Source organism: Veillonella nakazawae, from assembly GCF_013393365.1.
GTDB classification, from domain to species: domain Bacteria; phylum Bacillota; class Negativicutes; order Veillonellales; family Veillonellaceae; genus Veillonella; species Veillonella nakazawae.
Genome location: NZ_AP022321.1, coordinates 973,246 through 986,503 on the forward strand (window position 1 = coordinate 973,246; position 13,258 = coordinate 986,503).

Sequence of the window (13,258 nt, forward strand, 5' to 3'; positions counted from 1 at the left end):
CGAGTGAGGATGGTGTAAGCTCACATTTGGTTGAAGGCGCTGTAGAGCATTGGCAGGAACGCAGGTATCTGTTAGTAAAGGCCAACATAGAAAAAAGAGGGCGCAAGCCAAATAGGGTGGAACCGCGGGTATACTCGTCCCTGTAACGTTTTTCGTTACAGGGACTTTTTTGTTTGTAACGAAATGGTTGATTTTATGTCGGTTGTGTAAAGTGGAGGCAGCAATGACATTTCAAGAGATTATTTTAAATCTACAAAAATTCTGGAGCGATCAAGGTTGTATCGTTCAAAATCCATATGATATTGAAAAGGGCGCAGGTACAATGAATCCTGCAACATTCTTGCATGCTATTGGTCCTGAACCATGGGCGGTATGTTATGTAGAGCCTTCTCGTCGTCCAGCAGACGGTCGTTATGGTGATAACCCTAACCGTTTGTTCCAACATCATCAATTCCAAGTTATTGTGAAACCATCTCCAGATAATATCCAAGAATTATACTTACAATCCTTGGCAACTCTTAGTATTCATGCGGAAGATCACGATATCCGTTTCGTAGAGGATAACTGGGAATCTCCAACATTGGGCGCTTGGGGCCTTGGTTGGGAAGTATGGCTTGATGGTATGGAAGTAACTCAGTTCACATATTTCCAACAAGTTGGTTCCATCGACTGTAAACCAGTTTCCGTAGAAATTACATACGGTTTAGAACGTTTGGCTATGTACATTCAAGGTGTAGAAAACGTATATGACCTTAAATGGAATGAAAACGTTACATATGGCGACGTTTGGCATGCTAACGAAGTAGAACAATCCGTATATAACTTTGAATTAGCAGATACAGATATGCTCTTCAAATTATTTGATATGTACGAAGCAGAAGCAAAACGCGTTTGCGAAGCGGGCTATGTATTACCAGCTTACGACTATGTATTGAAATGTTCCCACACATTCAACTTACTTGATTCCCGTGGTGCTATTTCTATCAGCGAACGTACTGCTTTCATCGGCCGCGTACGTGCATTAGCTCGTATTTGTGCACAACAATACCTTGCTAAACGCGAAGAATTAGGTTTCCCACTTTTGAAAGGAGATAAATAAGATGGCAAAGGATTTATTATTTGAAATCGGTGCAGAAGAAATTCCTGCCGGCTTTATGCCAAATATCTTAGGTCAATTAAAACAATTGGCTGAAACAAAATTAAATGATGCCCATCTTCCTTTTGAAAGCATCGCAACCTACGGTACACCACGTCGTTTGGCTCTTATTGTGAAAGGTCTTGCTGACGCATCCGCTGAAATCAGCGAACGTCATAAAGGTCCTTCTGCATCCATCGCCTATGATGCTGACGGCAATGCTACAAAAGCAGCTATCGGCTTTGCTCGTGGTAAAGGTCTTGATGTAGCTGATCTCGTTGTAGAAGACGGCTATATTTACGCTGAAACTAAAACGGCAGGCGTACCAGCAAAAGATATTGTTACAGACATGTTGCCACAATTGATATCAGGCCTTAACTTCCCTAAATCCATGCATTGGGGTAATTTAGATGCTAAATTCGTACGTCCTGTACGTTGGCTTGTAGCATTACTTGATGAAGAAGTAATTCCTGTAGAATTTGCTACTGTAAAATCTGGTAATGTAACACGTGGTCATCGCTTCTTAGGGGCTGATGAAATCACTATTAAGAATGCAGCATCCTATGTAGAAACATTAAAAGAAAACTTTGTTATGGTTGATCAAGACGCACGTCGTGAATTGATCTCTAAACAATTACATGATATTGCAGCTTCTAAAAATGCATCCATCGTTTGGGATGATGATTTGTTAGAAGAAATTAACTATCTTGTTGAATGGCCTACAGCATTGTGCGGTGGCTTTGAAGAGTCCTACTTGGCACTTCCTGATGCAGCTATCATTACACCAATGAAAGACCATCAACGTTACTTCCCATTAGTTGGTCAAGATGGTAAATTGTTGCCAATGTTCTTAACAGTTCGTAACGGCTCCGATCATTCCATCGAAGTAGTTCAAGCTGGTAATGAACGCGTATTGCGCGCTCGTCTTGATGATGCTAAATTCTTCTTCAACGAAGACCGCAAGAAACCTCTTATCGATCGTCAAGATGGGTTGACTAAAATCGTATTCCAAGAAGGTCTTGGTAACTTAGCCGATAAAACTGAACGTTTGCTTAAATTGGGCCGTGTATTTGGTGAAGAATGTGGCTTACACGAAGATGCAGCTGTTGTATTAGAACGCGCTACAGAGCTTGCTAAAACTGACCTTACAACTGGTATGGTTACAGAGTTCACAGAATTACAAGGTGTAATGGGTAAAGAGTACGCTTTACTTGATGGTGAGTCCGAAGAAGTGGCAGAAGCTATTTTTGAACAATATTTACCACGCTTTGCAGGCGATGTATTGCCTCAAACAGAAGCAGGTAAAGTATTGTCTATTATTGATAAAGTAGATAACATCGTTGCTACTTTCAGCCGTGGTTTAATTCCTACAGGTTCTCAAGATCCATATGCATTGCGTCGTCAAACAATTGGTATCTTGAACATCTTGCTTGGTAGCGAATGGAATATCAGCTTGCGTCCAATCTTCAAAGCATCTATGGAGTTATTGAATGTAGCTGCTGATAAACAAGAAGAATTGCTTAACCAAGTTGAAGAGTTCTTCACACTTCGTTTGAAAAATATCTTCCTTGATCGCGAAGTTCCTCATCATGTAATCGATTTGTTGTTGTCTAACAATGAATTGTCCGTAGCTGATGCAGAAGGTCTTGTAAATGCATTGTTAGCAAACCGCATCGATGAAAACGTTGAGCTTGTTCAAGCTTATACTCGTATGTACAATCTTGTAAAAGATGTGGAATATACAGGCGTTAATAGCGACTTGTTAAAAGAAGATGCTGAAAAAGCATTGTTTGAAGCCGCTTCTAAAGCATCTGAAGCTAGCCTTGCTGCGTGGGAAGCAAATGATTACACTGCTGTTGTAGCTGTTCCTGCTACTTTAGTTCCAGCTATCAACAAATTCTTTGAAGATGTAATGGTTATGGATAAAGACGAAGCTATTAAAGCTAACCGTCTACAACTTGTTCGCTTAGCGTACAGCGTAATGGCTATTATCGGTGATATTAGTGCATTAAAATAATATATTAGGTAAAAGATAGATAAAACTTTTACAGTAATATATGAAAGAAGAGTTACCATTGGTACCTCTTTTTGCTTTTACGAAGAATATACAAATTTTATGCAGGATTTTTTGAGACCATGGCGAATATCTTATAATATACAAAGTTGTATGAGGAGATAACTGTCATGAATCATGATGAATTATATAAAGCCTTATGTAAGGTTCCAAATGGTAAAGAAAAGTCTCGTGATAAAATAATTATAGAATTATATATGCGATCTGAAGGGGCATCTCAAAAACAATTAGTAGATGCTCTTAATATGCGTCCTGCTACAGTATCAGAGCAGACCGATATTCTTATTGAATTAGGGTATGTCACAAAGCACATCGATTATATGGATAAACGGATTTCCGTAGTAGGGCTCACTGAAGAGGGGAAACGATTAGGTAAGTCATTATTACATTCATATGACCAATTTCTTAATGTACTATTTTCTGATTTTTCTGATGATGAAAAAGATGATTTATACCGCTTGTTAGGTAAGTTAAAGCGCCCAATCTTAAGTAAATAATTAGTTTCTCAAAATTATATAGAAAATACTTGCGAACAGTACGTGATTTATGATACTATATTGCTGTTAATTTGAGACAGTCCGCTGCCTATAAGGTGTAGGTATTGAATGTCTGCAAACAGGAGGAAACAATGAACATTATTAACGTACTTGAACAAGAACAACTTCGTACAGACATCCCTACTTTCCGCGCTGGTGACACAGTTCGCGTACACGTAAAAGTAGTGGAAGGTTCTCGTGAACGTATCCAAGTATTCGAAGGTTTGGTAATTAAACGTCAAAACGGTGGCGTACGTGAAACTTTCACAGTTCGTCGTATTGCATCCGGTGTAGGTGTAGAACGTACATTCCCACTTCACAGCCCACGCTTAGCTAAAATCGAAGTTATGCGCCGTGGTGTTGTTCGTCGTGCTAAATTGTACTACTTACGTAACCTTACTGGTAAAGCTGCTCGTATTCGCGAAAAACGCTAATGTTCATAAAAGGCTGCCGTTGGCAGCCTTTTATTTTTGCTAAAATTTAGATGTAGAAAGGAAATACTATGGCAGATTCACCTATCGTACATTGGTTCCCTGGGCATATGGCGAAAGCCACACGTATGATTACGGAGTATATCAAAAAGGTAGACGTAGTTATCGAGTTACTAGATGCGCGTATTCCTCGTTCTAGTGCGAACCCTGTAATTACTGAACTCGTTGGTCAAAAACCTCATATCGTACTGTTAAATAAAGTAGATTTAGCGGATCCTAAAGCCACAAAGGAATGGACCGAATTCTTTACTAAACAAGGTATCACAGTATTGGCTATCGATTCTAAGTCTGGCAAGGGTAATAAGAAGTTAATATCTACGGTAGAGCGTTTAAGCAAGCCTATCATCGATCGTTGGGTAGCTAAAGGTATTCGTAGCCGTTCTGTACGTACTATTATTTTAGGTATTCCAAATGTAGGTAAATCTACGTTGATTAACTCCTTAGCTGGCTCTGCAGCTACGCGTACAGCTAACAAAGCTGGTCATACACGTGGTCAACAATGGGTTAAGATCGGTAAAAACCTTGAACTACTTGATACACCAGGCGTATTATGGCCTAAATTAGAGGATCAACGCGCAGCGGCTCGCCTTGCTATGACGGGTGCTGTCTCTGATGATGTGTACGACTTAGAGCATGTAATGAAACAGCTATTAAATCATTTATTGACGAATACACCAAATATTTTGGTAGAGCGATATAAATTAAAAGAAGAAGAGATGACGGATGTAGATACGATTCTTGAAAGTATCGGTCGTCGTCGTGGTTGTCTCGTAAGTGGTGGTGTAGTAGACTTTGATAAAGCTCGCCGCATTATCTTGCAAGACTACCGCAATACTAAATTAGGTACAATTACTCTCGATAAAGTTGATGAAGAACCATACTATCCTGAAAACGGTGAGGATACACAAAATGGATAAGGATACATTTAGTAAATTAAAAGTGGCAGATATAAAAGCTCTTTTTGAAACTGAACAAGCCTTAGATATTTTGTCTTTAGCCCAAGAGGATACTCGTAGTTCTGTACAAAAATTGGCTGCTTCTTACATTAAGCGCCAAGAAAAAGAGTTAAAAGAACAACAACGCCTCATGAGCATGTATGACTATGAAGGTATGTTCTACGATCAAGGTATGTATCATGTAGCTGGTGTCGACGAGGTAGGTCGTGGCCCTATTGCAGGACCTGTAACGGTAGCTGCCGTTATATTGCCGCCTATGACATTAATTCCTGGTTTAAATGACTCTAAAAAGCTAACTGAAGAAAAGCGTGAAGCCCTCTACGATATCATCATGGACGAAGCTATAGCAGTTAGCTGTATTTCTTACGGCCCAGAAAAGATTGATGAGCTCAATATCTATGAAGCAACGCGACAAGCGATGTATGAGGCGATTCGCACGCTCAGCGTACCAGCTGAAGCAGTAGTAGCTGATGCAATGAAATTGCCTGATCTGACGATTCCTGTTGAATCTATTATTAAGGGCGATAGTAAAAGCGCTAATATTGCGGCTGCATCAATCATTGCAAAGGTTACACGAGATCGATATATGAAGAGCCTTGATGATGAATACCCTGGTTACGGATTTGGTATTCATAAAGGCTATTATACGGAGTTACATAAAGAAGCTGTTGAACAACAAGGTGTAACACCACTACATCGCAAGAGCTTTGAACCTATTAAATCTATTGTTCGTTGGGTTAAGCCAGAGTAATTATTAATAAACTTATTTTATGATTCGACTATTAAGTTAACTTCTATATTTGTATTAATTGTATTAGTTGTATCATTATAAATCGCATATAGTTCATAACCGTAAAGAGGTTCCTATTGGTCACCGATGTGACTATTAGGAACCTCTTTTGTATTTACTTTTATAGTCTCCATACTCTACGCTACAAGTAAGTGTTACCTGTTGAAAGTTTAGATGTAGATTGAGTGATAACTATTCTATAAGTTATTGTAGTTACTACACGTAAATAGGAGGTATATATGAAAACGATTAGTACGGGTAAAGCATTCAATGAACTCGATTCCAAGGAACTTGGAAAATGGGGTGAACGGGTGGCCATTAAATATATTGAAAAAATAGGCCTTACTGTAGTAGATACAAATTATCGAACTAGATTAGGTGAAATCGATATTATTGCTAAACGTGATTTAGTATATCACTTTATTGAAATTAAAGCCCGTCGAGGAATGCAGCATGGATTGGCTCGAGAGGCGGTAACTAAGAAGAAGCAAAAGCATATTAAACGGGCAGCCATGTTATTTTTGTATGATTTGCATCAGAAAAGACGGCGTTGGAAAGAGTTATCCTTTGATGTAATCGAAGTGTACTTGCATGAAGACTTTCAAAGTTCCATTCATTATTTGCCGCAGTGCTTTTAGAGAGGTTACCTATGTATGCAAAACTTTATGGAGCCACCTTACATGGCATAGACGGATGCATAATTACGGTTGAAGTCGATATATCGCAAGGTTTACCTGTATTTGATATCGTAGGACTGCCTAATCAGTCCGTAAAGGAAGCTCGGGAACGTGTGAGGGCGGCTATCAAAAATAGTGGCTATGACTTCCCTATGAGGCGTATCGTAGTCAATCTAGCACCTGCTACAATTCGTAAAAGTAGCGCAGGACTCGATTTAGCGATTGCTTTAGGGGTTCTCATTGCATCAGGGCAGATAAAGGGGCGTAAAGCGAAAATTTCAGCTTTATTGAATAGATGTCTATTTATGGGCGAGCTAGCCTTAGATGGTTCACTGCTACCGACCTTTGGCACCTTGGCGATGTCATTGGCAGGGTTAGAAGCTGATTACAACACTATATATACAAGCGTAGAAAATGGATATAATTTGAAAGCTATTCCAAATCTTACTATATATGGCGAGTCTTCATTACAAAATATTATCACCGTCTTAGAAGACCAGGTTAAATCTAAATCTATTCCAACTTCTAAAAAGGTAAAAATAGGGAAAAATCAAGATGAGATATTAACAGATACGATGAATAATAAAAACCATAATACTACGTATGATGTAGATTTTGGCGATGTACAAGGTCAAGAGCTTGGTAAACGAGCCATGCTCATTAGTGCTGCAGGACATCATCATTGTATTATGATAGGTCCGCCTGGTGGTGGTAAAACGATGATGGCCGAACGATTACCGACCATATTGCCTCCTATGACTTGGAATGAGATGGTTGAGGTAAGTCGCATCCAAGATGTGATCGGTTTACTCGGTGATAAGGGACTCGTCAAAACTAGGCCTTTTAGGCATCCACATCATACGGCGACTTTGGCGAGTATGGTGGGTGGAGGTATACAGGGACGTCCTGGGGAAGTCACACTTGCACACGGTGGTGTTTTATTTATGGATGAAGCCCCAGAGTTTCAGCGCCAAGTTATTGATGCCCTAAGGCAGCCCTTAGAGTCTCGCACAATTACTATCAATAGGTCTCAAGGTAATTATATGTATCCCGCTAATTTTATTTGTATATTGGCCGCAAATCCCTGTCCCTGTGGTTATTATCATGATCCACATAGGGAATGCATATGTTCTGAAACGATGGTTAAAAACTATCAGCGACGGTTGTCAGGGCCTATTATGGACCGCATTGATTTACATATTCCCATTGAAAGACCTACACTAGAACAATTATTGGATAATTCGACGTCTACTATGACCAGTGAAAGCATGAGGCAACAAGTTATTATGGCAACTGCTTTACAACAGAAACGTTATGAAAACTTAGAATTTAATTCTAATGGAGCCGTACCTCATAAGGCCATAGGTGAACTGTGTAATATTACTGATAAGGCGTGGAGTGTATTAGGCAATATATTTGATCACTTTCATTTAAGTGGGCGTGCCTTTGATCGCATATTAAGGGTGGCTCGTACTATAGCAGACCTTGAGGGAAATCCACAAGTGGAGCCTCATCACATTTCCGAGGCTATGTTGTTTAGAACAGGTAAATAGGTGTAAAGATGACTAGATACGATGATACTATTTATATTGCTGGCTTGCAAAGTTTATATAATGTGGGAGCCACACATGTACGGCGTTTCATAGAGGATTTTGGGTCGCCCTATGATGCTTGGGATGCCGTTAAGAAGGTTGAAAATTTAAAGCCTTATACACATATTTCTAACACTGATAAACGTGCTATAGCATCATCGGCTAAGGATGAAAAGTTAGATTATATAATTCATAAAATAGACGAATATAAGATGGATGTTACTACCTTTTTAGATAAAGATTTTCCATCTATTTTGAACCATATTTATAATCCACCGGCTATATTGTTTATGCGAGGTAATAGAGCTCTTTTAGATAAACGGCTAAATCGGATTGCCCTTGTAGGGGCACGGCGCTGCTCATTGTATGGACGCAATGTGGCGAGAATGCTTGGTAAAGAGCTCGGCAAATACAGCGTTATTATCGTCAGTGGCGGGGCTCGTGGTATCGATACACATGGTCATGAAGGATTATTGGCGAGTCAGGGATACGGTATTGTAGTCATGGGTTGTGGCTTAGATATTGTATATCCACGAGAGAATACAAAATTATTTGACCGAATCCTACAAAACAATGGGTTGCTTGTATCTGAGTACCCACCTGGTACGCCACCATCTGCTAAACATTTCCCTGCTCGAAATCGTATCATTAGCGGCCTTAGTAGAGGTGTAATCGTAGTAGAGGCAAAAGGAAGTAGTGGTTCATTGATTACGGCGGATATGGCTGTTAGCGAAGGTCGAGATGTATTTGTAGTGCCTTGTAATTTATTAGACCATACGGCAGATGGCAATAAATTCCTCATGCGTAATGGAGCCTTTGTATTAACTAGTTATGAGGACATCGTTAAGGAATATCATTTAACCTTGCGAGATATGTTTAGTACTAAAGAAAAACTTTCACCACCAAATAAAAGAGATACAATGGGTGTAAAAGATAGTAATCAAATAGTGAATCATGGTCAAGGTGTTGATACACAAGGGCTCTCTATGTTAAGCTTTAGTTTGGATAAGAGTTTAATATTGAGTGAAATACCTCATGATCGTTGTATCACCGTTAGTGATATTTTGAAAGCGACCTCTATTCCATTACAACAACTGCAGCCCTTATTACTAGAGTTAGAAATGGAAGGGGCTATAGAACATCAACCGCCGAGAGGCTATATTAATATGACTAGGAGTGATATACTTGTCCATTAAACGATCAATCGTTATTGGCGAGCCAAAAGTAGCTAGTACTAGTAAAGATACTAAAAAGAAAAGTACTAAGAAAGAGAGTACTACGATAAAGCGTAAGGTTGCTAAAGAAGCCCTTACTCCCATGGGAATTGTACGAGATAAATCTGTACTACAAACGTCCGTACCACCAGAGCAACGGGAACCACGCGTTTATAATCCTGATGGCAAAGTGTTGGTTATCGTAGAGTCTCCTGCTAAATCTAAAACAATTGAAAAATTCTTAGGTCCTAACTATGTTGTAAAGGCGAGTATGGGCCACTTACGAGATTTGCCAAAGTCTCAAATGGGCATCGATATCGAACATGATTTTACGCCCCGTTATAGCAATTTGGTAACTCGTAAAAAGGTTATTGATGAACTCGTTTCCTACGCCGATGAAAGCAGTGCCGTATTGCTCGCAACTGACCCTGACCGCGAAGGAGAAGCTATCTCTTGGCATTTAGCGTACATATTAAATGTAGATCCTACATCTACATGTCGTATTACGTTTAATGAGATTACTAAAAATGCCGTAGCAGAGGCCTTGGAATCTCCACGGACTATCGATATGAACATGGTTGATGCCCAACAAGCACGCCGTGTATTAGACCGTATCGTAGGCTATAAATTGAGTCCTTTATTATGGAAAAAGGTTTGTAAAGGCCTCAGTGCAGGTCGTGTGCAATCCGTTGCAGTTCGACTTATCTGTGAAAGAGAGCGAGAAATTCAAGCTTTCGTGCCACAAGAATATTGGACCATTGAAGGCAATTTTGAAACGCCTAAAAAAGAGGCTTTCACAGCAGAATTGACTCATATTAAAGGTGAAAAAATCGATATTACTACTGAAAGTGAAGCGCAAGCCGTAGTAGATGCTATTGGCGGAGCCGATGCAGTAGTGACAAATATTGAAAAGCGCAAGCGTTCTCGTAAGGCGGCACCTCCCTTTACAACGTCTACGTTGCAACAAGATGGTGTGCGTAAATTGAACTTTGGTGCGAAGCGTACCATGATGATTGCACAACATCTTTACGAAGGTCTTGAAATCGGTTCCTATGGCCACGTAGGTTTGATTACGTACATGCGTACAGACTCTACGCGTATCTCTAAAGAGATGCAGGTCATGGCTAAGGACTATATTATTCGTAACTATGGTGAAGATTATTATCCTTCTAAACCTAATATGTATGGTGCAAAAGGTTCTGCTCAAGATGCGCACGAAGCGATTCGCCCTACATCTTTAGAGTTAACACCTAAAATGGTAGAGCCCTTCTTGAGTCGTGATGAGCTTAAGTTATATACATTGATTTGGAATCGTTTTATGGCGAGCCAAATGGCACCACAACAAAATGAATCTACAACTATTGAATTGACTGTTCATGATGATTACACATTTAAAGCGACAGGATCTCGTGTTATCTTCCCTGGTTTTAGTGCCGTTTATGAAGATGCGAAAAAAGAGGATGTTCCTCAATTGCCAGCTCTTAAAAAGAATGATGCTGCTCATACAGTAGAGGTATTGCCTGAACAACATTTCACGCAACCACCTCCACGTTACTCTGAGGCGAGTCTTATCAAAACACTAGAAGAACTAGGTATTGGTCGTCCTAGTACGTATGCACCAATTCTGGATACTATCGTTAGTCGTAACTATGTAGAGAATACGAATAAACAATTTATTCCAACAGAGCTAGGCTTTGTAGTGGTAGACTTCTTGATAGCGTACTTTGAAAAAATCATCAATACAGGTTTTACACGAGACCTTGAAGAAGAGCTTGACGCTATTGCGTCCGGTAAAGATACATATCTAAAGGTATTGTCTGATTTCTATGAAGTATTCGCTAAAGAGCTAGAAGATGCGAGCGATGTGGATCGCATCGAAATTGCATCTATGGAAAGTGATGAAACGTGCGAACTCTGTCATAGCCCAATGGTATATAAATTTGGTCGCTATGGTAAGTTCCTTGCATGTTCTAACTTCCCAGAATGTAAAAATACTAAACCTATTACAGTAGGTACAGGTGTAACTTGCCCTAAATGTAAGGATGGGGAAATCGTAGAGCGTAAGTCTCGTCGTGGTCGTCTATTCTACGGCTGTAATCGATATCCACAATGTGACTTTACATTATGGGATAAACCAACCCATGAATTCTGTGAAACATGTGGTTCTATTATGGTTGAAAAGACATATAAAAATGGTACAACTAAAAAGTTCTGTTCCAATGAAACATGTCCAACTAGACCACCAAAGAAAACAAGAAAGAAAAAAAGCGAAGCTAGTGAAGAAACTGTAAAAGAATCTAAAGAATCTGAAAAATCTAAAGAATCTAAAAAGTCTAGCAAAGCTAAAAAAGAGGAAACAACAGTTGAATAATAAAAATGTTATTGTTATTGGTGCGGGCCTAGCAGGTTCTGAGGCGGCTTGGCAACTCGCTAATCGTGGCATTCATGTAGACTTATATGAAATGCGCCCCGTGAAGAGTTCTCCTGCGCATCAAACAGATCAATTTGCAGAGCTCGTATGTAGTAACTCCTTGCGAGCTGGCAATATTGAAAATGCGGTAGGTCTTTTAAAAGAAGAAATGCGTCGTTTAGGTTCCCTGATTATGGAATGTGCTGATGCGACTGCTGTACCTGCCGGTGGTGCCTTGGCCGTTGATCGTCATTTGTTTAGTGAAATGGTGACGAAGAAGGTAAAGGGACATCCTAATATTACAGTTTACAATGAAGAGGTAACTGACATACCTGCTGAAGGCACTGTTATCTTCGCTTCTGGTCCACTTACGTCTGAAGCATTAGGAGATAAGATTAAAGCCTTAACAGGTGAAACAGGCTTTTATTTCTACGATGCAGCAGCTCCTATTGTTACGGCAGAATCTTTAAATTACGACAAAGTATTTGCCGCATCTCGCTACGACAAGGGCGATGCAGATTACCTTAACTGTCCTATGACAGAAGAGGAATATAAAGAATTCTGGCATGAACTCACTACAGCTGAAGCTGTGCAACCAAAGGATTTTGAAAAGGAAATCTATTTTGAAGGTTGCATGCCTGTAGAAATCATGGCCAGCCGTGGGGAAGACACATTGCGTTATGGCCCACTTAAACCAGTTGGTTTAGTAGATAAACGGACTAATGAGGAATCTTATGCAGTAGTACAATTGCGTAAAGAGAATAAAGAAGGCACCATGTTTAACTTGGTAGGCTTCCAAACTCATTTAAAATGGGGCGAACAAAAGCGTGTATTTGGTATGATTCCAGGTCTAGAAAGTGCTGAATTCGTTCGTTATGGCGTTATGCATCGCAATACATATATTAACTCTCCTGAGTTGTTAAACCATGCATTCCAACTTCAAAAAGAACCACGTCTATTCTTCGCTGGTCAAATGACAGGCGTAGAAGGGTATTTAGAATCTGCTGCTAGTGGTCTTATGGTAGGTCTTCAAGTAGAACGTTATTTAGAGGAACGCTCATTTATTGATTTCCCTAAAACTACGGCAATCGGCTCCCTTAGCCACTATATTTCTAACTACGAAGGGTCTAACTTCCAACCGATGAATGTCAACTTTGGCATCATGGATCCATGGCCTCAAAAAGTACGTAAGAAAAAAGAGAAAAATGCACTCATTGCTAATAGAGCATTAGAAGAACTGGATGCATTAAAAGGTAAAGAAAATTTATAAGATAAGTTATTTACGTATTGATTTAGCTTGTTAGGTCAATCGTAAATTATGACTTACATAAAAAATCCTTCATTCACATACCTAGGAATGAAGGATTTTTTATTATTTACTGT

At 39.6% G+C, this 13,258-nt stretch carries 11 protein-coding genes; all 11 read left to right on the top strand.

The annotated features are described in order from the left end of the window. Positions 1–223 precede the first annotated feature (223 nt). The 11 genes from glyQ to trmFO all read left to right on the top strand — a co-directional run bounded on the left by glyQ (position 224) and on the right by trmFO (position 13,145). Positions 224–1,099 (top strand): glycine--tRNA ligase subunit alpha, encoded by an 876-nt coding sequence (gene glyQ, locus VEIT17_RS04320; RefSeq protein WP_178884912.1) that lies wholly within the window; start codon positions 224–226, stop codon positions 1,097–1,099. Between the two features lies 1 nt (position 1,100). Next, positions 1,101–3,152 (top strand): glycine--tRNA ligase subunit beta, encoded by a 2,052-nt coding sequence (gene glyS / locus VEIT17_RS04325; RefSeq protein ID WP_178884915.1) that lies wholly within the window; start codon positions 1,101–1,103, stop codon positions 3,150–3,152. Positions 3,153–3,319: 167 nt separating this feature from the next. Beyond that, entirely contained in the window at positions 3,320–3,706 is a 387-nt protein-coding gene (locus tag VEIT17_RS04330; protein ID WP_005386549.1) for a MarR family winged helix-turn-helix transcriptional regulator, read from the top strand. A gap of 131 nt (positions 3,707–3,837) precedes the next feature. Then, positions 3,838–4,179 carry a 50S ribosomal protein L19 gene (gene rplS, locus VEIT17_RS04335; protein WP_005377523.1) on the top strand — a complete coding sequence of 114 codons (342 nt, stop codon included), beginning with the start codon at positions 3,838–3,840 and terminating at the stop codon, positions 4,177–4,179. A gap of 68 nt (positions 4,180–4,247) precedes the next feature. Further along, on the top strand, positions 4,248–5,153 hold the full coding sequence (gene ylqF, locus VEIT17_RS04340; RefSeq protein WP_009372039.1) for a ribosome biogenesis GTPase YlqF: 906 nt from the start codon (positions 4,248–4,250) through the stop codon (positions 5,151–5,153). Then, entirely contained in the window at positions 5,146–5,943 is a 798-nt protein-coding gene (locus VEIT17_RS04345) for a ribonuclease HII (protein ID WP_178884917.1), read from the top strand. Before ylqF ends, VEIT17_RS04345 begins: the two co-directional genes overlap by 8 nt. 278 nt (positions 5,944–6,221) lie before the next feature. Then, positions 6,222–6,620 carry a YraN family protein gene (locus VEIT17_RS04350; RefSeq protein WP_060924313.1) on the top strand — a complete coding sequence of 133 codons (399 nt, stop codon included), beginning with the start codon at positions 6,222–6,224 and terminating at the stop codon, positions 6,618–6,620. A gap of 11 nt (positions 6,621–6,631) precedes the next feature. Then, complete coding sequence (locus tag VEIT17_RS04355) at positions 6,632–8,212, top strand: YifB family Mg chelatase-like AAA ATPase (protein ID WP_178884919.1); 1,581 nt, start codon at positions 6,632–6,634, stop codon at positions 8,210–8,212. A gap of 8 nt (positions 8,213–8,220) precedes the next feature. Beyond that, the gene (dprA, locus tag VEIT17_RS04360) at positions 8,221–9,447 is read left to right on the top strand and encodes a DNA-processing protein DprA (RefSeq protein WP_178884921.1); all 1,227 of its coding nucleotides are present in this window, start codon (positions 8,221–8,223) and stop codon (positions 9,445–9,447) included. Further along, a complete protein-coding gene (gene topA, locus VEIT17_RS04365) occupies positions 9,437–11,836 on the top strand; it encodes a type I DNA topoisomerase (protein ID WP_178884923.1) in 2,400 nt (799 codons plus the stop codon). The genes dprA and topA overlap by 11 nt, the downstream gene beginning before the upstream one ends. Then, a complete protein-coding gene (gene trmFO, locus VEIT17_RS04370; RefSeq protein ID WP_178884925.1) occupies positions 11,829–13,145 on the top strand; it encodes a methylenetetrahydrofolate--tRNA-(uracil(54)-C(5))-methyltransferase (FADH(2)-oxidizing) TrmFO in 1,317 nt (438 codons plus the stop codon). The genes topA and trmFO overlap by 8 nt, the downstream gene beginning before the upstream one ends. Positions 13,146–13,258: the final 113 nt, after the last annotated feature.

Excerpts from the sequence above, each read along its gene's own strand:
- glyQ (WP_178884912.1), top strand. The coding sequence starts at position 224 with ATGACATTTCAAGAGATTATTTTAAATCTACAAAAATTCTGGAGCGAT.
- glyS (WP_178884915.1), top strand. The coding sequence starts at position 1,101 with ATGGCAAAGGATTTATTATTTGAAATCGGTGCAGAAGAAATTCCTGCC.
- VEIT17_RS04330 (WP_005386549.1), top strand. The coding sequence starts at position 3,320 with ATGAATCATGATGAATTATATAAAGCCTTATGTAAGGTTCCAAATGGT.
- rplS (WP_005377523.1), top strand. The coding sequence starts at position 3,838 with ATGAACATTATTAACGTACTTGAACAAGAACAACTTCGTACAGACATC.
- ylqF (WP_009372039.1), top strand. The coding sequence starts at position 4,248 with ATGGCAGATTCACCTATCGTACATTGGTTCCCTGGGCATATGGCGAAA.
- VEIT17_RS04345 (WP_178884917.1), top strand. The coding sequence starts at position 5,146 with ATGGATAAGGATACATTTAGTAAATTAAAAGTGGCAGATATAAAAGCT.
- VEIT17_RS04350 (WP_060924313.1), top strand. The coding sequence starts at position 6,222 with ATGAAAACGATTAGTACGGGTAAAGCATTCAATGAACTCGATTCCAAG.
- VEIT17_RS04355 (WP_178884919.1), top strand. The coding sequence starts at position 6,632 with ATGTATGCAAAACTTTATGGAGCCACCTTACATGGCATAGACGGATGC.
- dprA (WP_178884921.1), top strand. The coding sequence starts at position 8,221 with ATGACTAGATACGATGATACTATTTATATTGCTGGCTTGCAAAGTTTA.